Raw genomic sequence first — 19,006 nt, forward strand, 5'->3', positions numbered from 1 at the left:
CACACCAATCTATATGATTTTATATATAATATTATATAAAGCGCAGCGTTGCATTGACAAATTTGTAACCATTATTATTCGCCTCGCTTGTTTGGCGTTTAAATGGATTACATGTAATGACTATTAAATACAATTTACTCATCGCTGCCACGTTATTTGCAACATCATCTGCAATGGCCGGTGACTTTTCACTTGGAGCGGGGGCTGTATTTAATGAGTCTCCTTACAAAGGATATAATGAAAATACAACGGCAGTACCGTTAATTAGCTACGAAGGCGATCGTTTCTATGTGCGCCAGACCACAGGAGGGTGGATCCTGTGGAAAGATGAAAAAAATGAATTCAGCCTGACCGCATCCTGGATGCCGCTCCATTTTGATCCTGATGACAACGACGACCATCAGATGAAAAAGCTTGATGAGCGAAAAGCCTCTGCCTTCCTCGGTGGCGCATACTACCGCCATGAAAGCTGGGGTTCGCTGAAAGTGGCGGTCTCTGGTGATGCCACGGATGAAAGCGGCGGCGTGATCGGTGAGGTATCCTACTTCCGTCCAATCCGTATGGAACGCCTGACCCTGACGCCATCTGTCGGTATTTTCTATAGCGATGAGAGCTATAACGACTACTACTACGGTGTATCCGGCAGTGAGTCTCGTCGTTCAGGCCTGGACGAATACACCGCGGGTGACAGCTGGACGCCATACGTTGGTCTGGCGGCTAAATATCAGTTAACCCAGAAACTGTTCCTCAACGCCAGCGCGGTTTATACCGTGTTACCTGATGACGTGAAGAACAGCCCGATGATCGACCGTGACGACAGCTTCGCGCTGATGACCGGCCTGACCTGGCGTTTCTGATGCGGTAAAGCCTCTTTCATCCCTCTCCCGTGGGAGAGGGTTGGGGTGAGGGCAACAGGCCGCAGAAATTCAGCCTTCATCCACCCAAATCCGCATTTCTCCTTCTCCCCGGTTAGCCCAACTAAACCAGGGAATAAAGGTCAGCGTCTGGGGCTGACGTTGTACCGGCGAGCGGTCATACTGCCACAGCGCATCCTTGTCCTTCACGTGACAGCCAATCCCCTCTGCCTGTATCAGCATCTTGTGCGCGAAAATCCCTTTCCCTTCAAAGACCCAGAACTCGCTGTCTTGCGGCAAGGAAAGGTTATGCAGATTGGCACCGTTATCCGCTTCTTCCAGGCAGTAAACCAGCGGTCCGCGCTGTAGCGCGACTTTCCCTGCCTGCTGGCGTACCTGCGGGTTCCCATACACCCGGCGAACGGGCATCGGTAGCGTCAGCGTGACAACATCTCCTTCTTGCCAGTTTCGGGTCAGGTAGAGATATCCCCGTGAAATTCCACCTGTAGTGTCTTCACCGTTCAACGATACGCCAGGCGCCGCGCACCAGTCCGGCAGCCGCAGGGCTAGCGTATGCGTGACGGGAACAGGTGAGGTAATTTCGATTTTTACCTGTTCATGCCACGGGTAGTTACCGCTAATCCGCAGCGCCAGGGTTTCATCGCCAACCGGAATGACGACATCGTTGCCGACGTAGAGATTAATAAAAAGCGCATCCTGGCGAACGGTATAAATGTAATGCCCCAGCGACGTCAGCACGCGGGCGATATTCGGCGGGCAACAGGCGCAGCCAAACCAGCGCTGGCGGACGGGTTTCACGTGATCGTAGATATGGTTGAACGCCAGGGTTTTCGGATGTACTTCCAGCGGGTTTACATAGAAGAAGTGCTTACCGTCCAGCGCCATGCCGCCGAGTACCGTGTTATATAGCGCGCGCTCCATCACGTCGGCGTAGTGACCGTCGGCCTCCATTTCCAGCATCCGGCGAGCAAACATCATCAGACCGATGGAGGCGCAGCTTTCGGCATATACCGTATCGTTGGGCAGATCGTAATCGCTGCTAAAGGCTTCCCCGCTGCTTTGCGACCCAATCCCGCCGGTAATGTACAGCTGGCGCTGGGCCATGTTGTTCCACAGCCGCAGGCAGTCCTGGCGTTTTCCTTCGTCATGACTCAGGCGCGCCAGATGCGCCATGCCCGCCATCAGGTAGACAAAACGCACCGCGTGGCCGATGGCCGTTTGTTGTTCAGCAAGCGGCCGATGCGCCTGGCTGTAGGCTTTGTCCTTGACCATCCAGGCGGGCCCGTAGGTGTTCCAGTATGATGTTCTGCCGCGCTTCTCGTATTCGATATCATAGAAGTGAGGCTGTACACCGCGTTGTTCGATGAAATATTTCACCAGTGCCAGGTAGCGTGGCTCCTGCGTGACGTCGTACAACCGCATCAGCGCCAGCTCTATTTCCGGGTGACCCGGATAACCGTGTAGCTGGTTCTCGCCGGGGCCAAACACGCTGTCAATGTGATCGGCCAGTTTGCACACCACCTCCAGCAGACGGCGTTTTCCGGTTCCCTGAAAATATGCCACGCCAGCCTCAATCATGTGTCCGGCACAATACAGCTCGTGGCATTCAGCCAGATTCGTCCAGCGCGCTTCAGGGGCTTTCACCGTGAAATAGGTGTTGAGATAACCGTCTTCGCATTGTGCCGCCGCAACCAGCTCAATTACCTCATCAGCAGTTTTTTCCAGGTCTGAGTCAGGCTTCTGACACAGGGACCACGCTACGGCTTCCAGCCATTTTGCTACGTCACTGTCCTGAAACACCATGCCGTAGAATTCGCCTTTCTCCAGACCCGCCGCAATACGGAAGTTGGTGATGGCGTGGCTGGGTTCGGCTTCCGTCACGCGATCGTTCAGCGCATCCCACTGGTAGGGGATCACCACATCGCGTACCAGCCGTTGATATTGCCCGAGAAACGGGTCGTTAATTTTCAGTTTATGCAGGTCGGCTTCCATTATGGACATCTTGTTCTCCTCAGGACTGTATGTGACGCTGGCGCAGGTCGGTGGCAATGCACGACATCATTGGATTGTTGAGTCTGCACCAGCGAATTGAGACAGCCAGCAGCAGGTGGAAAAGAGCAGGGAGTAATGTCTCCATGGCGGTGATACCTTGCAGAGATGCCGGCGTCTGGTTACCGGCACCAGGTTGATAGGCTACGGCGATAAACACCAGGCTGATGATCCCGGCGCTGGAAGCCCATGCGAGCTTGATGAAAAACAGGTTAAAGGCGAAGTTCATGCCCGACGAGCGCACGCCGTTTTTCCATTCGCCGTAGTCGTCGGCGAAGGCCATCAACGAGAAGTGCAGCGGCAGCGTAAAACCCAGGATGACGCCGTTGCTCAGGATCACAATCAGCCAGAGCGTCTGGTAATTTGGTCCGCCGGGCAGGAACCACATTCCCGCCGCGAGCACGGCCAGCACCAGGTTGGTGTAATAGTAAAGTTTGACCGTATCAAAACGGTGGGACAGCGGGTTAACGATCACCGCCCCAAGAATGGCCGCAAAGGTCACCATGGTAAAAAACAGTGAGGTGTAGGCGGTGCTGCCCTGAAGCACGTAGGTGATGAAATACATGTACCCGCTGCCGCGGATGTTAAAAACGTTGATCAGCAGGAAGGACATCACCAGCATTAACAGCAGTTGATCGTTTTTACGCAGGCCAGCCAGGTGCTCGCGCAGAGTGAATTTACCCATCAGTGCCAGCGGGACACGCTCACGTACCCAGAAAAAGCAGCACAGGAACATCACCACGGCGACGGCGCACAGCACGCCCACGCCAAGCTGATAACCCTTCGCGGCATTACCCTGGCCTAATACGGATACCAGCCACGGCAGACCAACAGACACTAAAAATCCGGCAACGCCGCACAGCACAAAACGCCATGACTGGCAGGAGATCACCTCGTTGTGTCGGGTTGTCATGGTGTTGATCAGCGCGCAGTAGGGCACGTTGATGGCGGTATAGCCTACGGATAACAGTAAATAGGTACCGAACGCCCAGGTAATTTTTACTCCCATGCTGGCTTCCGGGACGGTGAAGGTCAGTACGCCGATGATCCCAATCGGGAACGCGACCCACAACTGCCAGGGGCGAAAACGTCCCCACCGGCTTTGCGTGCGGTCAGCAATCACGCCCATTACCGGGTCGGAGATGGCATCAAACACGCGTAATGCAATAAACAGCGTGCCGACAAGGGCGGGCGTCAGACCAAAGATATCGGTATAGAAAAAGGTGAGAAAGTTCATGATAAGACAGGTAATGACCGTGCCGCCCGCGTCACCCAGGCCATAGCCTATTTTTTCGCGAACTGACAGGCGGTCATCTATTGCCGGTTGTGCAACGTCAGATTCTGTAATCGGTGTGGAAGTCATGAGGTAACTCCTCGGTAATCGATTTTTATCGTATTTATGCAAGGTACCCCATTTATTCTGCACCGAACGACAGGGCCAACAAGGGAAGGGAAAAGTATAAAAAGATGACAATTCCGACCTGATGCTAAAAATGTGAGTTGGATCGGGAAGGGATATTAATATTTATTAATAATCAATGAATAAACTCAATTTCCATGACGATAAAAGCGGGATAGTGAATACCGATGCTTGAATTATCCATAGCGCTTCCGATTAAGGTACAAAATGGCGGGTTATTTATTTCCCGAGGTGTGGGTCGTCATCCGGCGCGAAAGCTGGCGTCGTGGGAAATAATTTTTGTCGAAAAAGGGACGTTAACGATCCTGGAGGAAAACACCCTTTTTGAGGTGAAGGCTGGAGAAAGTTTATTGCTTTGGCCGGATCGGCGGCACGTGGGGGTGGAGGATTTCCCGGCAGATCTCAAATTCTACTGGCTGCACTTCGAAGTGGAAAACACAGGGCAGGGCTCCCCCTCTCTGGCAATAGAACAGCATTGCAGCGTCAGGGATGCGCAATATGTCATTTCTCTGTTCCGTCAGTTTCTGAGTGAGCAGGAAAAATTACAGCGTAGTATGGCGCTGGAGCTCCTTTTACTCCTGATTTTGCAGCAAGTTTCGCTCTCTTCGGGGTATGAGGACAAAATGGATGAGGCTGGAGCCGCAATGGCGTGGAAGGCGAAACAGCTTATTCGCACACAATTTCATTTACCCCTCTCTACTTCGAAGCTCGCCAGAGAGTTGCACTGTAATGCCGATTATCTGGGGCGCGTGTTTCGTCGCACTTTTCATTTAACCCTGACGGAGGCGATACATCGCCAGCGCGTCAGGGCGGCGGAAAAGCTGTTGCTGGATGGCTCTGCATCGCTCACCGAAGTGGCAACCCGCTGCGGGTTTAATGACGTGGGCTATTTCCGGCAGATATTTACCAAACACACGGGCTTAACACCCGCCGTCTGGAAACGGCGGTACTGTAAGGAGCACATCAATTCCGGGTGATTACTGCCCGTAATAGGCATTCGCCCCGTGCTTGCGCAGATAGTGCTTATCCAGTAACTCCTGTTGCATCACCGGTAGCTGCGGTGCCAGCTGACGTGAAAACAGGCCCATACAGGCGCACTCTTCCAGCACCACCGCGTTGTGTACTGCATCGGCCGCATTTTTTCCCCAGGCGAACGGACCGTGAGAATGGACCAGCACTGCCGGAATTTGCATCGGGTTTAAGTCGCGCTCCTCGAAGGTTTTGATGATCACTTCCCCCGTCTGATATTCGTATTCCCCGGCTATTTCAGCCGTGGTCATCAGCCGTGTGCAGGGGATCGCGCCATAAAAGTAGTCGGCATGCGTGGTGCCCCAGGCAGGTAAATCCAGCCCCGCTTGCGACCAGATAGTGGCGTGGCGGGAATGCGTATGGACGATGCCGCCAATCTCAGGGTAACGGCGATACAATGCAAGATGCGTTGGCGTGTCGGAGGAGGGCTTTTTGCTGCCTTCGACTACCGCACCCGTGGCAAGATCAACCACCACCATGTCGTTTGCGGTCATCACGTCATACTCTACGCCGGAGGGTTTGATCACCATTAGCCCGCTTTCGCGATCGACCGCGCTGACGTTGCCCCAGGTAAATGTCACCAGCTGGTGGGCGGGAAGCGCCAGGTTTGCTGCCAGCACTTCAGCTTTGAGTTGTTCTAACATGTCATGCCTCCTTCCTGCATACGTGCTTCAATCCAGCGACGTGCCTGGATGATTTCCAGTACGGGCTCTTTTGCTTTTTCAGTCCACATTTCAATCAGAAACGCGCCGCGATAGTTCAGTTGGTTCAGCGTGTTAAACACGCCGACAAAATCAACGCAGCCTTCGCCAAACGGCACATCGCGGAACTGTCCCGGGCTGTTTTCAGTGACGGGTTGGGTATCTTTCAGGTGTATTGCAGCGATACGGTCAATGCCCAACGTCAGCTCTGCGGTGACATCGTTGCCCCACGCGCTCAGGTTGCCGACATCCGGGTAAACGCTAAACCACGGTGAAGCGAGCATGTCGTCCCACTTTTTCCATTTGCTGATCGAGTTCATAAAGGCGGTATCCATGATCTCCACTGCCAGCATCACCTGTGCCGCAGCGGCTTGTTCCACCGCCCACGCCAGCCCTTCTGCGAAGCGCTGCTGGGTGCCCTCGTCGTGTTCTTCGTAGTAAACGTCATAGCCAGCAAGCTGAATGGTGCGGATACCTAAATCACGCGCCAGCCTGATGGCTTTGGTCATGATTTCGCGGGCGCGCTCACGCACGGCTTCATCGCGGCTGCCAAACGGGAAACGACGGTGGGCAGATAAGCACATGGATGGAATCGACACGCCGGTTTCCAGCATGGCTTCAACCAGCGATGCACGCTGCGTGGTGCTCCACTCAAGACGTGACAGACGTTCGTCAGTTTCATCAACCGACATTTCGACAAAATCAAACCCGCAGCTTTTCGCCAGCACCAGACGTTCCGGCCAGGTGAGATCTTTCGACAGCGCTTTTTCGTAAATACCTAACGGATGCTGACGCATGGTTACTCTCCCCAGATGTCGCGGATTTGTGAATGGAATGCCTGTGCCACCTGCGGTGGCTTTTCAGCACCAGCCAGCGCGCGGCCGGCAATAAAGGCTTTGACGTTAATCTGCTTAAACAGCGGCAGGTCGGCAGGAGTGATCCCGCCGGTAATCGAAAGCTGTAAACCGATGTCGGAGAGCGCTTTCATTTTCGCGAGATCCGCTTCGCCCCACTGCTGACCACTCGCCTGCGCGTCGCGCCCGCGGTGATAGATGGCCTGTTTCACCCCGATGTGGTGCCATGCGCGTGCATCTTCCAGCGTCCAGTTACCAAACAGCTCCATCTGGATTTCGCCGCCGCAGCGTTGAGCGACTTCATGGCCTTTTTTAACGGTCGCCAGTGGTGCCGCGCAGATGATGGTCATCCAGTTCGCGCCTGCACCGAACGCCTGTTCTGCCAGCGTTTCTCCAGCGTCGGCCACTTTCCAGTCGGCCACGATGATTTTGTCCGGGCACTGCTCGCGAAGGGCACGCACGGCCGGTAAACCCTCGGTCAGGCACAGAATGGTGCCCGCCTCGACGATATCAACATGATCCGCAAGCAAAGCGACATCGCGCTGCGCGGCCTGAAGTGAGGTATGGTCGAGCGCCAGTTGAAGTAATGGACGGCTCATAGGTCGAACTCCTTAACACGGGCGTGATAGCCCTGTAGTGCGGTAATCAGTAACTGGTAGCGGTGATATTTGCGCTGGTAGGCAGCATGGGCACGCATGTTGGGTTCAATGACCCTGGTGTCGTGTCGCAGGGCACGCTGAGCGGCGTGGAAATCGGTATAGATGCCCGTACCGACAAGTGCTGCCAGCGCCGCACCGGAGCAACCGGTCTCTTCCACCTGCGGTAGTTCTATTGCCAGACCGCTGACATCTGCCAGCATTTGCATCCACACGTCTGAATGTGTGGGGCCACCCGTGACGCGCAGCGACGTCACGTGTGTAAAGCGTTCCAGCATGCGGTTCAGGTGGGTCATGTGGCTAAAGACCACGCCCTCGTAAACCGCCTGCAACAGATGGGCCCGGGAGTGGAGTGCCTGCATTCCGTAAAAGCCGCTGGTCATCTCCAGACCAGCGTTGCTGCCATAGAGGAACGGCAGGAAAAACACATCGCTTTCCGCCTTCGGTAAGCTGGCAACGGCATCGTTAATCTCACTGAACGAGACGTCACCCCATTGCGCTGTCAGCCACTCCAGGTTGCCGGATGAGGTCGGGCTGGCTTCGTGCACGATGTACTGCTGCGGGTGCACATAGCGGCCATACACATAGGGAAAGAGTTCGTTATCACGAATGCCGTTGGCGATCCCGCTGGTCACGGCCCAGGTTCCCATCACCGCGTTAAGCGTGTTGTCATCATGGAGTCCGGCGCAGATCGCGGTGGAAACCACATCAAACAGCCCGCCAACGACGGGAGTACCCGCCGCCAGACCGGTAAGCGAGGCTGCCTGAGCGGTGATTTCCCCGCAAATTTCTGCGGAGCCGACAATCGGCGGTAGTGCACCGTCAATTTCGCTGATATCAAGCCAGCGTGTGAGCTGTGGATCGTACTGAGCAGTGCTCATGTTGTAGAGATTGGACTCCGAGATATTGCTCTCTTCGCAGCCTTTTTCCCCCGTCAGACACCAGCGCAGGTAGTCGTGCGCCATCATCACGCAGCCAATCTGCTGATACCGCTGTGGTTCGTTCTCTTTGACCCAGCGCAGGAGCGAAGTCGGATGCCCGGTCCATAGCGTCTGGCGAGTATGCGGGTACAGTTTTTCGGGAATGCCGTCCTGCTGCCAACGCTGCACAATCTCCAGTGCCCGACGGTCAGAAGAGAGCATGGCGTTTCCCAGCGGTTGATCCTGTTTATCAAGCAGAAACAGCCCTTTGCCCTGAGCCGAAATACCGACACCTTTGATCTGCTCGCCATCGACCCTGGCATTTTTGAGCAGCAGTGCGACGGTCGTGTGGCAGTGCTGCCAGAGCTGGTGCATATCCCGCTCAGCATAGCCAGGACGTGGGCTGAGAGTGGCAACCGAACGGCGCTCAATACAGACCTCTTTTCCCTGACGGGTGTATAAACCGGCTTTCAGATAAGTACCGCCACAATCGATACCCAGCCAGAAGGGCTCTTTTTCACTCATCTTTGATTCTCTTGTGTTGCTCCCTCTCCCGGTGGGAGAGGGCTGGGGTGAGGACATCAGGCCGCACGTTTATGTGGATTCACCGTGGGATTCGGCTCAGAGCCGGCATCGCATTTCGCCGGTAACAGCAGGGCCAGCAGCGAGGCCAGCGCCAGAGATACCGCCAGGCAGTAAACCCCTGCGTCTTTGCTGTACAGCGTGATAAGCACGCCAACCGCATAAGGGCCGCAGAAGCCACCGAGGTTACCCAGGGCGTTAATCACTCCGCGCGCACCGCCCGCCATTTCGGCGCTAAACAGACGCGCCGGAATAGTCCAGAACACACCCGCAGCGGACTGCAGGAAGAAGCCGCAGCCCACCAGCGCGGCATAGGCCAGCCAGGTGTTCTCTTTTAGCGCCACAGAAAGGAACATGCAGAGCGCGAAACCTATCAAGGGCAGGGAGACAAACAACTTGCGCTTGCCGGTACGGTCAGAAAGAGACGAGAACAGGAACATGCCCGCAATCGCGCCGATGTAAGGCAGAATGGCGAGCATCCCTACCTGGCCGATACTGGTATGCGTCAGCTCTTTCAGGATGGTTGGCAGCCAGAGGGTGTAACCGTAAATTCCGGTCTGGTAGAAGAAGTTCAGGGCGATCAGCTGCCACATGGTTTTGTCGGACAGCACTGCGCTGAGCGAGGCATTTTTCACCTCTTTACCGGCAATCGCCAGCTGTTCCGCCGCCAGCGTTTTCACCAGGTAGTTTTTTTCGGCTTCCGATATCCAGCGGGCTTCTTGTGGACGGTCATACACGGTGAATGCCCAGAGCACCAGCACAACAACGGACATCAGCCCTTCAATAATGAACAGCCAGCGCCAGTCGAGCGCGGTGATGATCCAACCCGACAACGGTGCTGTGATGATCCCTGCAATGGGCACAAACATAATCACAATCGCGTTGGCGCGACCTCGCTCGGCATCCGGGAACCAGTTACTGATCATGGTGAGCACAACGGGCAGCATCCCGCCCTCCGCCACGCCGAGTAAGAATCGCAGCACCAGAAGCTGATACTGATTCGTCACGAGACCCGTGAGTACCGAGATCACCGCCCAGGCGACCAGCGACCAGCCGATAAACTTCTTACCACTACCATGAACAGCAATTTTGCCACCGGGAACCTGCAGGAACAGATAGCCGATAAAGAAGATACCGCCCGCCAGGCCAGCCATTGTGGCGGATATACCTAATTCTTCATCCATACCACCTGGCATCGCAAATGCAATATTCACTCGGTCCATATAAGAAATAATGCAGGCGATAAGAATAGGGGGGATGATTCTTAGCCAGCGCTGGCGCGGAATATCCGCATGTAGAGCTTGAGAATTCGTGTTCATATTTAATGTCTCAGTAAATGTAACCGGAATAAGATTTATATTTTTATTGTGTCGCTTTTTTCATGGCGCTAATGCCGTCGCGCAAAATGGCAATGCGATGGCTGACGTCAGCATTAGCATTTATTTCCAGCAATTTAATACCGGAGAATTTTAATGTTGCGGCGCTCGCCGCAGTAAAGAGTGTTTTTGCGTGTTCAGTGGTCATTAAACTGTCGGCGCAGAATGAAGAAAATGGTGCATGGAGATCCTGCCAGTCACCGTATTCACCGGTTGCCGTTGTCCCGGAGAACATCAGCGCGCCAAGCTTTCCGGCGTTGCGGGCGGTCTGAACATGCTCAAGCGGAAGGGCGGTGTTACGACCTTCGATGGCCGAACGTGCCCAGTTGATGCAGACGCTGATATCCGTATCTTTCACCACCTCCAGTACCTGCTCCAGGGGTAAAAACCCCTTACGCGGAGCGAGTCCGGTCATAGCATCGCAGTGCTCAAGAACCAGATCGCATGACCAGTCCCAGTCTGCTATTTCACGAATGGAGCGAGAGAATGCCTCGGTGGCGTGTTCGACAGAGGCATTACCTGCCTGCGGTGCTGCCTGCATCTCCAGGGCGATCACTTTCCCGGGGTAACGGGCATTCACGGCGTCAATTTTCTGGTGCAGATGGCGATAGAATTCGACGCAGGCCTTACGCTGTTGCTCGTCGGCGGAGGCCAGACCGAACGCGCCGTTGGTACCACGGCGGCGCATGGTTTCCATCACTGCCGTCACCACGATTTGCCAGTCCCCTGGCGTATGACGGAACAGCCATTCATCACCAAACGGATGCAGGTTTTCCAGGCAAGGTTGTTCCAGCCCGCGGATGTTGGGCGTGTCGGAAAGTTCCCGCCAGAAGGTTTGTTCTTCTTGTTCCCCTTTCTGGTGAAACGAAGGTGCGCAGGGGTACGCACCAATAATAAAACCGGTGTTGGTCATTTCGCATTCCTGTATTTATCAGAAAATTAATTCAATTCACTGATTGCCACTTTCACCACAATTTTACGAATTGTGGATTCTTTGCTCTTAATACAGGCAGGACGGTGGACGTCCTGCGGGAAAAATATGGCATAACTGCCGGGTATCATTTCAATAAATGATTCATTTTCGCTGGCGTGATAAAAAATAATATCCCGCTGTTCCAGTAATGATTCGCTTATTTTGTTGGTGCCGGTATCTATAGCGATACCAATTTTCTCTTCACCCCATGCCAGAAACTGGATATCCAGATAACGACGGTGTACTTCCGGGCGATTCTCATGCCACGCTTTGGTGGTGAGATCGAGCACCTGGGCAAAGATGTTGCGTTCCTCAATTTCAACAACGCCCGGCTCCAGTGCCGTGAAGTCCGTGGTGCGCAGAAAATCGAGCGCCTTTTCAATCGCCTGTGGGAGACGGCACGGATTTGGCTGTGAAATATGTCCGAATATCATCGTCCACTCCTTACAGGGCCTGGATTTTCGCCCACACGCTGTCATCAACCGTGATGCCGTTACGGCGGTTCTCTTCCTGCAGGCGGGTGAATTCATGACCCGGCAGACGGATGGCGACGTTTTCGTCTGAGCGCTCAGCGTTGGTGATGAAATCCATAATGCGCTGAAGTTTGGCATCGCGGGTTGGGCCGTCGATCAGTTTATCGACCTCAATGGCGATAAAGATCTGCGATACACCGTACTCGTCACTGTTGTCCTGAGTGACTTCCGCCACGGAAGAACCGTTGGAAAGCAGTGTCGCGATCATATCCAGTACGATAGACAGGCCGGACCCTTTCCAGTAGCCCATTGGCAAAATGCGACGGTTTTTCTCAATGACGCCGGGTTCACGGGTGAGATTACCCTCGTCGTCAAACCCGCCATCAACCGGCAACTCGCGCCCGGCCAGGCGATTTACTTCCAGCATGCCGTAGGAGAACATCGACATCGACATGTCGACCATGGTGATTGGGTTGGAAGGAATCGCAACGATTAGCGGGTTGGTGCCAATGCAGCATTCTTTTGATCCCCACGCGGGCATCACGGCAATGGAGTTGGTCCAGCAAATTCCAATATAACCCTTCTCCGCCGCCTGCCAGCCGTAGCTGCCGCCGCGCATCCAGTGGTTTGCGTTACGCAGAGCCACCAGGCCGATCCCATGATCGGATGCCAGCTCCGTGGCGCGATCCATCATTTTCTTCGCTGTCAGGTTGCCGATGGCGCGCTGAGCATCCCACTGCTCAATGGCACCTAATGACGTTACCCGTTTTGGCAGAGCGTCAGGAATGATGTCGCCAGCGTCAAGTTGCTGAATAAAACGCGGGAAACGGTTCACGCCGTGTGAATAGACGCCGGATTCTGTGGTGCGGGCAAACATCTCCGCACAGGCATCTGCGGCGTCAGCTTTTACGCCGCGGTCGATCAGGACCCGATTAAACGCCGCTTTCAACTCTTCAAAGGTCACTTTCATCCCTGTTCTCCTGTTCATTTTTGGTGTCAGTGCGAGTGCTTTTTTATCGTTAAATTTCACTATGCGAAATCTGATTTCAAATATAGCGATCAAAATTTGTCAGATCAACGACATTCATGTTTTTCAAAAATCATTAAAATCAATTGGTTGTGTTTTTTCTGTTGAGATCGTGAACTAAACCACACTTTGCGCTACCATCAGGAGCGCGATAAAAAGGAGCCATTTAATGAGCACGAAAGAGAGCGAAATGACGCAAGAAAAAGAGAGGCCAGCAGGTAGCCAGAGCTTGTTTCGCGGCCTGATGCTGATTGAGATCCTCAGCAACTATCCGAACGGGTGCCCGCTCGCGCATTTATCGGAACTGGCTGGTTTGAATAAGAGCACCGTTCACCGGTTACTCCAGGGATTACAGTCGTGCGGGTACGTTACCCCGGCGCCTGCGGCGGGCAGTTACCGTCTGACCACCAAATTTATCGCCGTCGGGCAAAAGGCGCTGTCGTCGCTCAATATCATCCACGTGGCGGCGCCACACCTTGAAGCGCTGAATATTGCTACGGGTGAAACGGTGAACTTTTCCAGCCGGGAAGACGACCACGCGATCCTGATTTATAAACTCGAGCCGACAACCGGTATGCTGCGCACGCGTGCTTATATCGGTCAGCATATGCCGCTCTACTGCTCTGCGATGGGCAAGATCTACATGGCGTTTGGTCACCAGGACTATGTGGCGAGCTACTGGGAAAGCCATCAGGAACAGATCCAACCTTTGACCCGCAACACCATCACAGAATTGAGTGCCATGTATGATGAGCTGGCGGAAATTCGCGATCGCAGCATGGCGATGGACAAAGAAGAGAACGAGCTGGGTGTCTCCTGTATCGCCGTGCCGGTGTTTGATATTCATGGCCGCGTGCCGTATGCGATCTCCATATCGCTATCGACATCACGCATGAAGCAGGTGGGCGAGAAAAACTTGCTTAAACCACTGCGCGAAACGGCAGAGGCTATTTCAAAAGAACTGGGTTTTAACGTACGCGAGGCGTAACAGATGAACCGATTTATCATGGCGGATGCGGAAAAATGCATCGGGTGCCGCACATGCGAAGCGGCCTGTGCGGTCTCGCATCAGGATTCCGTATCCGCACATGCCTTTACGCCACGCATTCGTGTGGTTAAAGGGGGGTCATATACCACGGCAGTTGGCTGTCACCAGTGTGAAGACGCACCCTGCGCCAATGTCTGCCCAACCCATGCCATTCGCCGCACGGCGGGAGCGTGGCTCGTTGATCAGACGCGCTGCATTGGTTGCAAAAGCTGTGTGCTGGCGTGCCCGTTTGGGGCGATGCAGGTTCGGCTGGAGGGAAATAAGGCGCACGCGCTGAAGTGTGATTTGTGCCTGCATCGCGAAGGCGGACCGGCCTGTGTGGAGGCCTGTCCAACCCACGCGTTGCGCTGTGTTGATACCGCCAGATTACGTACGGAACGACAGCATCATCTGGTGTAAAACCTTAACCCTCTTCGCGCCAGGCTTTTTCGATTTCTTCGGCCAGAATTTTGACACCCGCTTCGATTTTTTCCGGATCGGGCACGTAGTTCATACGCATGCACTGGTGCGTATGCGGCCACGGTTTATCCAGGCCTGGGAAGAAGTAATCGCCCGGTACCATCAACACGCCGCGCTTCTTCAGGCGTTGATAGAGCAGTTCGGTGGTGATGGGTAGATCCTTAAACCACAGCCACAGGAAAATCGCCCCTTCAGGTTTGTGGATCAGGCAGCGTTCTTCCGGTAAATAGCGGCGAAGTGTCGCAATTGTCTCCTGAACACGCAGGTAATAGAACGGCTTAATCACCTCATTGGACAGACGCAGCAGGTCGTTGCGCTTAATCATTTCGCACATCATCGCCGGGCCGATACCGCCCGGCGAAAGGCTGATAATGCCGTTCATGTTGGTAATGGCGGTGATGATTTTTTCATTCGCGATGATAATCCCGCAGCGGCTACCCGGCAGGCCCAGCTTAGAGAGGCTCATGCACAGGACAATGTTCGGGTTCCACAGCGGACGTGCTTCGCTGAAGATAATGCCCGGGAACGGTACGCCATAGGCGTTATCGATCACCAGCGGAATGCCGTGTTGATTCGCCAGCGCATCCAGCTTCATCAGTTCGTCATCGGTGATCACGTTGCCCGTTGGGTTCGTCGGACGTGATACGCAGATCATACCCGTCTCTTCACCAATATGCAGGTGTTCAAAATCGACGTGATATTTGAACTGGCCTTCCGGCAACAGCTCGATATTCGGGCGCGCGGAGACGAACAGATCCTCTTCCAGGCCGGAATCGGCGTAGCCGATATACTCCGGTGCCAGCGGGAACAACACCTTTTTGGTGGTGCCGTCGGCGCGACGCCCTGCGAACAGGTTAAACAAGTAGAAAAACGCGCTCTGGCTGCCGTTTGTCAGTGCAATATTCTGTGGTTCGATATCCCAGCCCAGCTCGTCACGCAGCATTTCGGCGAGGAGTGCCAGCAGTTCGGTTTTACCCTGCGGGCCGTCGTAGTTGCAAAGCGCATCGGTTGCTTTGCCGCTTTCCAGCATCTGAGCGAGCAGCGTCTGGAAATAGGTATTCATCTCCGGGATTTGAGCCGGGTTTCCGCCGCCGAGCATGATTGCGCCCGGTGTGCGCAGCCCGTCGTTGAGGTCCTCCATCAGGCGAGTAATGCCTGAATGGCGGGTGAATTTGTCGCCGAAAAGTGAAAACGTCATAGCAGGTGATCTATCGAGCTTATTTTGAAAGTGGGTAACCATAACGCTAGCACCGTGCTGGTGCAAATCGGGTGGCGTGGTCGGATTTGTTGTTTTATGTGGCAGGAATGGATTTATGTAGTGAATAGTTCTGTTGATTTTTCCCTCACCGTAACCCTCTCCCAACGGGAGAGGATACTGGAGTGAGCCGTTATTAATTACCTGCCCATACTACCATCACCTTATCGCCATTATGCTCGCGCACGAAGCTATATCCCTCTTTCAGCGACAGCGTGGTTTGTTTGCCTTCACCAATCGCCGGATGGCGCGCGCGGAACTGACCCAGCGTTTGCCAGTGGGCGACGGTTAAGGACTGTTTGCCCGTGACGTCCTGCCAGTTCATATCCGAACGGGTACCTTGTAACGGGTCTGAACCTGTTGGCCCAAATGGACGTTCAGATTCATCTCCGTAATAGATTTGTACGCTACCCGGTGCTAACAAGAGCAGTTCAGCTGCGCGTTGACCCCCTTCACGGAACAGGCGCGTGTCATGTGAAGAGAGGTAGCTCAGGACGTTGAAACTTTGCAGTTTTTCCGCCATCTGCTGCCAGGTGAGGTCGATATCCGCCAGACAGTTCACCGCTTTTGCCGCCTGCTCCTGATAATCAAAGTTAATCATCGCATCGAAACCGTGGCGGTAATAATCGCTCTGCATGACGCCGTGGCCCCAGGATTCCCCGGTCATCCAGAATGGTGCATTGTCGAGCTTTTTGTCCGGGTGAGCACCTTTCCAGGCCGCCAGCGCCTGGCTGGCCTGGTCTTTCAGCTGTTGCCAGGCCGCAAGCTCAACGTGTTTGGCCGTATCAACCCGGAAACCATCAATACCGTAGTCACGCACCCACTGGCTGAGCCAGTGGGTCAGGTAATCGCGCGGGGTATACCCGGAGATGGCTTTCGCATGGGTATCAGGCTTGTGTTGATAGAAGTTTGGCAACCCGGAAGGTGTGTTGGATTCCGTTTTCAGGTCGGGTAAAAATGCCAGCGACATGGTTAAATCATCAAAGCCGGGGTTGTCGTAATCACCGATATCAGTGCGGATCCACTTTTTCCCCCACCATTTATCCCATGCGGCTTTGTCGCTAAAGTTGATGTAGTCGTTAAAGCTGTGCCAGCTTTGGCCTGCGCCCGGCTTCCAGTCCGTCCAGCGTTCTCCCAACGTCTTTTTCAGCTCATCACCTTGCAGATACAAGGCGCCAAACTGATACTCCTGCATGTCCGCAAGCGTCGCGTAACCCGTGTGGTTCATGACGATATCGAACAGGATACGAATGCCACGTTTATGCGCTTCATCGACCAGATGACGTAAATCATCTTCGGTGCCCATGTTAGCGTCGAGCTTCGTCCAGTCCTGAGTGTAATAGCCATGATAGGCGTAGTGTGGGAAATCACCTTTGGTGCCACCGCCGACCCAGCCGTGGATCTGCTCCAGCGGCGAGCTAATCCACAGCGCGTTCACCCCCAGCTGTTGTAAATAGTCGAGCTTGCTGGCGAGCCCCTTGAGATCTCCACCGTGGAAGGTACCAATCTCCTGCATGCCGTCTTTGTGACGGCCATAGCTGTTGTCGTTGCTCGGGTCACCATTCACAAAACGGTCGGTCAGCACAAAATAGACAGTGGCGTTCTGCCAGCTAAACGGCGCAGGCTTGTCGGTTTCGGCGCGCTCAAGCAGCAGCAGGCCGTTGCTGTTGGCGGCCGGTTGCAGAGTGATTTTTCCATTCTGCACCGTCACCGTCTGCTTACTGTAGTAGTCGCGTACGACGGAGCCTTCCGGGAAGGTATGGCTGACGTCCAGCGTCAGCGGTTTACCGTCCCACTTCGGGCACTGGTGGATAACGTTGGTAACCGGCTGTTCTGCGGCACTCCGGATGGTCAGCTGCAGGGTGGGTGTGCCGGATCGGGTATCAATCCGCATCTGGTATTCACCGTCGCGGAAAAGACGCCACTGCGGCGGCGTGCCGTCACAGGGTTTGAGCGACAGCATCTCGTTGAGTTTTATCGCATCTGTTGGCTGCCAGCACGTCTTGTCAAAACTTAGTGTAAGAGGACGCGTACCCTTCGCGAGCTTTGTCTGACTGGTGAAAATCCCGGTGCCTTCGGTGTTAAATGCAGTAAACCCCGGTGATGACCAGCCTGCATGTGCCAGTGCGGGTAACATCAGAAAGGCTATTGCGGTGCGTTTCATTCCATTTTCCTGTCGCGGCATTTTTGACCAGTGTGCCACCAGGCTGAGGGTAAAAACTCATCCCTTATCGCTTTCTGCCAGGAGGACGCGAGAGGATGAGTGATCTCGCGCAAAATTAAGCAGTTATCTGCGATACCGCACACATTTTTTCGGGAATGGTGTTTTTGTGAGCAAGTTTTAGATGACATAGTTTCGGAATTGGACTATTTCTATACGTGCTCTTGAAGTCTATTTTTGATATGATTTGAGATTCCGCTCTCAAATTTGTGAAAAAAATAAGGTGTTAGGATGATTACATCCGACCAGGAGACCTAATGATATCGACTCCCATTCGACGATATGGGGCTGCGATACTCATGTTACTCACCACGGCATTTTCGGGTGAGGTGCTTGCGAAGACGCACACGGATACAACGAGTAAGAAAGCCCACGTTATAAAGACGACAAGTAGTAAGGTTAGCAGTAAACAAGAGTATTCTCGCAATAGTGCAAAGAGTAGTTCACTTCCTGATTTGCGAAAATACCCTTCCGGAACACCAAGGAAAAAAGCGTTTCTCCGGACGGTAATGCCTTACATCACGAGTCAAAATGCCGCGATTACTGCGGATCGTAACTGGCTGATTTCCAAACAGTACGATAGCCGCTGGTCGCCGTCAGAACGCGCGCGTCTGAAAGATATCACGAAGCGCTACAAGCTGAGCTGGAACGGTAACACGCGTCGTGTGCCGTGGAATTCTCTGCTGGAGCGTGTGGATATCATCCCGAATAGCATGGTTGCGACCATGGCGGCAGCCGAAAGCGGCTGGGGCACATCAAAGCTGGCGCGTAGCAACAACAACCTTTTCGGCATGAAATGTGTGAAGGGTCGTTGTAACAATGCGCCTGGTAAGGTGAAAGGCTATTCGCAGTTTGAATCCGTGAAGGATTCCGTAAGTGCCTACGTGGTGAATCTGAACACGCATCCGGCCTATTCATCGTTCCGTAAATCACGCGCACAGCTGCGTAAAGCGGATCAGGAAGTGACGGCCACGACGATGATCCACAAGCTGAAAGGTTATTCGACGAAGGGACAGAGCTATAACAACTATCTGTTCGCCATGTACCAGGATAACCAGCGCTTAATCGCCGCCCATATGTAATCTCAA

General features: G+C 54.1%; 17 protein-coding genes. 5 read left to right on the forward strand and 12 right to left on the reverse strand.

Annotated features, from left to right (window positions below; translation table 11 throughout):
- Positions 1-116 precede the first annotated feature (116 nt).
- A complete protein-coding gene (locus tag AAHF05_RS00770) occupies positions 117-857 on the forward strand; it encodes a MipA/OmpV family protein (protein WP_049006241.1) in 741 nt (246 codons plus the stop codon).
- Positions 858-926: 69 nt separating this feature from the next.
- On the opposite strand, the gene AAHF05_RS00775 is transcribed toward AAHF05_RS00770, so the two are convergent.
- Both AAHF05_RS00775 and AAHF05_RS00780 read right to left on the reverse strand, forming a co-directional pair.
- Positions 927-2,876 carry a glycoside hydrolase family 127 protein gene (locus AAHF05_RS00775; protein ID WP_129325176.1) on the reverse strand — a complete coding sequence of 650 codons (1,950 nt, stop codon included), beginning with the start codon at positions 2,874-2,876 and terminating at the stop codon, positions 927-929.
- Positions 2,877-2,886: 10 nt separating this feature from the next.
- Positions 2,887-4,287: an MFS transporter gene (locus AAHF05_RS00780; RefSeq protein WP_129325177.1), complete on the reverse strand. Its 1,401-nt coding sequence runs from the start codon at positions 4,285-4,287 to the stop codon at positions 2,887-2,889.
- A 224-nt stretch (positions 4,288-4,511) separates the two neighbouring features.
- On the opposite strand from AAHF05_RS00780, the gene AAHF05_RS00785 reads away from it, so the two are divergent.
- Entirely contained in the window at positions 4,512-5,321 is an 810-nt protein-coding gene (locus tag AAHF05_RS00785; protein ID WP_128348595.1) for an AraC family transcriptional regulator, read from the forward strand.
- Here AAHF05_RS00785 and araD read toward each other — a convergent pair whose 3' ends face one another.
- From araD to yiaK, 8 genes are read right to left on the reverse strand one after another with little or no spacing between them, the layout of a single operon-like run.
- Positions 5,322-6,017, reverse strand: coding sequence for an L-ribulose-5-phosphate 4-epimerase (gene araD / locus AAHF05_RS00790; RefSeq protein ID WP_028018236.1), 696 nt, complete (start codon positions 6,015-6,017; stop codon positions 5,322-5,324). It lies immediately after the preceding gene.
- On the reverse strand, positions 6,011-6,871 hold the full coding sequence (locus AAHF05_RS00795) for an L-ribulose-5-phosphate 3-epimerase (protein WP_108089344.1): 861 nt from the start codon (positions 6,869-6,871) through the stop codon (positions 6,011-6,013). The genes araD and AAHF05_RS00795 overlap by 7 nt, the downstream gene beginning before the upstream one ends.
- Positions 6,872-6,873: 2 nt before the next feature.
- Positions 6,874-7,527, reverse strand: coding sequence for a 3-keto-L-gulonate-6-phosphate decarboxylase UlaD (gene ulaD / locus AAHF05_RS00800; protein WP_128348597.1), 654 nt, complete (start codon positions 7,525-7,527; stop codon positions 6,874-6,876).
- Positions 7,524-9,029 (reverse strand): FGGY-family carbohydrate kinase, encoded by a 1,506-nt coding sequence (locus AAHF05_RS00805; protein ID WP_129325178.1) that lies wholly within the window; start codon positions 9,027-9,029, stop codon positions 7,524-7,526. The genes ulaD and AAHF05_RS00805 overlap by 4 nt, the downstream gene beginning before the upstream one ends.
- Positions 9,030-9,085: 56 nt before the next feature.
- Positions 9,086-10,405 carry an MFS transporter gene (locus AAHF05_RS00810; protein WP_108089345.1) on the reverse strand — a complete coding sequence of 440 codons (1,320 nt, stop codon included), beginning with the start codon at positions 10,403-10,405 and terminating at the stop codon, positions 9,086-9,088.
- A gap of 43 nt (positions 10,406-10,448) precedes the next feature.
- Positions 10,449-11,375: a DUF4862 family protein gene (locus AAHF05_RS00815; RefSeq protein ID WP_129325179.1), complete on the reverse strand. Its 927-nt coding sequence runs from the start codon at positions 11,373-11,375 to the stop codon at positions 10,449-10,451.
- Positions 11,376-11,401: 26 nt separating this feature from the next.
- The gene (locus AAHF05_RS00820; RefSeq protein WP_129325180.1) at positions 11,402-11,869 is read right to left on the reverse strand and encodes a YhcH/YjgK/YiaL family protein; all 468 of its coding nucleotides are present in this window, start codon (positions 11,867-11,869) and stop codon (positions 11,402-11,404) included.
- Between the two features lie 10 nt (positions 11,870-11,879).
- Complete coding sequence (yiaK, locus tag AAHF05_RS00825; protein WP_108089348.1) at positions 11,880-12,878, reverse strand: 3-dehydro-L-gulonate 2-dehydrogenase; 999 nt, start codon at positions 12,876-12,878, stop codon at positions 11,880-11,882.
- A gap of 226 nt (positions 12,879-13,104) precedes the next feature.
- Here yiaK and yiaJ point away from each other — a divergent pair, with 226 nt between their 5' ends.
- Together yiaJ and AAHF05_RS00835 are read left to right on the forward strand one after the other, a co-directional pair.
- Complete coding sequence (yiaJ, locus tag AAHF05_RS00830) at positions 13,105-13,923, forward strand: IclR family transcriptional regulator YiaJ (RefSeq protein ID WP_010436731.1); 819 nt, start codon at positions 13,105-13,107, stop codon at positions 13,921-13,923.
- A gap of 3 nt (positions 13,924-13,926) precedes the next feature.
- Entirely contained in the window at positions 13,927-14,382 is a 456-nt protein-coding gene (locus tag AAHF05_RS00835; RefSeq protein ID WP_129325181.1) for a 4Fe-4S dicluster domain-containing protein, read from the forward strand.
- 4 nt (positions 14,383-14,386) lie between these two features.
- On the opposite strand, the gene avtA is transcribed toward AAHF05_RS00835, so the two are convergent.
- Both avtA and AAHF05_RS00845 read right to left on the reverse strand, forming a co-directional pair.
- Positions 14,387-15,640, reverse strand: a complete 1,254-nt coding sequence (avtA, locus tag AAHF05_RS00840; RefSeq protein WP_028018245.1) for a valine--pyruvate transaminase — start codon at positions 15,638-15,640, stop codon at positions 14,387-14,389.
- Between the two features lie 193 nt (positions 15,641-15,833).
- Positions 15,834-17,861, reverse strand: coding sequence for an alpha-amylase (locus AAHF05_RS00845; RefSeq protein WP_129325182.1), 2,028 nt, complete (start codon positions 17,859-17,861; stop codon positions 15,834-15,836).
- Between the two features lie 314 nt (positions 17,862-18,175).
- Here AAHF05_RS00845 and AAHF05_RS00850 point away from each other — a divergent pair, with 314 nt between their 5' ends.
- Entirely contained in the window at positions 18,176-19,000 is an 825-nt protein-coding gene (locus AAHF05_RS00850) for a protein bax (RefSeq protein ID WP_032666887.1), read from the forward strand.
- Positions 19,001-19,006 lie beyond the last annotated feature (6 nt).

Source organism: Enterobacter adelaidei (genome assembly GCF_041937165.1).
Taxonomy (GTDB): Bacteria; Pseudomonadota; Gammaproteobacteria; order Enterobacterales; family Enterobacteriaceae; genus Enterobacter; species Enterobacter adelaidei.

What these genes read in the sequence shown, in the direction of transcription:
- AAHF05_RS00770 (WP_049006241.1), top strand. Translation starts at nt 117, where the DNA reads ATGACTATTAAATACAATTTACTCATCGCTGCCACGTTATTTGCAACA.
- AAHF05_RS00775 (WP_129325176.1), bottom strand. Translation starts at nt 2,876, where the DNA reads ATGTCCATAATGGAAGCCGACCTGCATAAACTGAAAATTAACGACCCG.
- AAHF05_RS00780 (WP_129325177.1), bottom strand. Translation starts at nt 4,287, where the DNA reads ATGACTTCCACACCGATTACAGAATCTGACGTTGCACAACCGGCAATA.
- AAHF05_RS00785 (WP_128348595.1), top strand. Translation starts at nt 4,512, where the DNA reads ATGCTTGAATTATCCATAGCGCTTCCGATTAAGGTACAAAATGGCGGG.
- araD (WP_028018236.1), bottom strand. Translation starts at nt 6,017, where the DNA reads ATGTTAGAACAACTCAAAGCTGAAGTGCTGGCAGCAAACCTGGCGCTT.
- AAHF05_RS00795 (WP_108089344.1), bottom strand. Translation starts at nt 6,871, where the DNA reads ATGCGTCAGCATCCGTTAGGTATTTACGAAAAAGCGCTGTCGAAAGAT.
- ulaD (WP_128348597.1), bottom strand. Translation starts at nt 7,527, where the DNA reads ATGAGCCGTCCATTACTTCAACTGGCGCTCGACCATACCTCACTTCAG.
- AAHF05_RS00805 (WP_129325178.1), bottom strand. Translation starts at nt 9,029, where the DNA reads ATGAGTGAAAAAGAGCCCTTCTGGCTGGGTATCGATTGTGGCGGTACT.
- AAHF05_RS00810 (WP_108089345.1), bottom strand. Translation starts at nt 10,405, where the DNA reads ATGAACACGAATTCTCAAGCTCTACATGCGGATATTCCGCGCCAGCGC.
- AAHF05_RS00815 (WP_129325179.1), bottom strand. Translation starts at nt 11,375, where the DNA reads ATGACCAACACCGGTTTTATTATTGGTGCGTACCCCTGCGCACCTTCG.
- AAHF05_RS00820 (WP_129325180.1), bottom strand. Translation starts at nt 11,869, where the DNA reads ATGATATTCGGACATATTTCACAGCCAAATCCGTGCCGTCTCCCACAG.
- yiaK (WP_108089348.1), bottom strand. Translation starts at nt 12,878, where the DNA reads ATGAAAGTGACCTTTGAAGAGTTGAAAGCGGCGTTTAATCGGGTCCTG.
- yiaJ (WP_010436731.1), top strand. Translation starts at nt 13,105, where the DNA reads ATGAGCACGAAAGAGAGCGAAATGACGCAAGAAAAAGAGAGGCCAGCA.
- AAHF05_RS00835 (WP_129325181.1), top strand. Translation starts at nt 13,927, where the DNA reads ATGAACCGATTTATCATGGCGGATGCGGAAAAATGCATCGGGTGCCGC.
- avtA (WP_028018245.1), bottom strand. Translation starts at nt 15,640, where the DNA reads ATGACGTTTTCACTTTTCGGCGACAAATTCACCCGCCATTCAGGCATT.
- AAHF05_RS00845 (WP_129325182.1), bottom strand. Translation starts at nt 17,861, where the DNA reads ATGAAACGCACCGCAATAGCCTTTCTGATGTTACCCGCACTGGCACAT.
- AAHF05_RS00850 (WP_032666887.1), top strand. Translation starts at nt 18,176, where the DNA reads ATGATATCGACTCCCATTCGACGATATGGGGCTGCGATACTCATGTTA.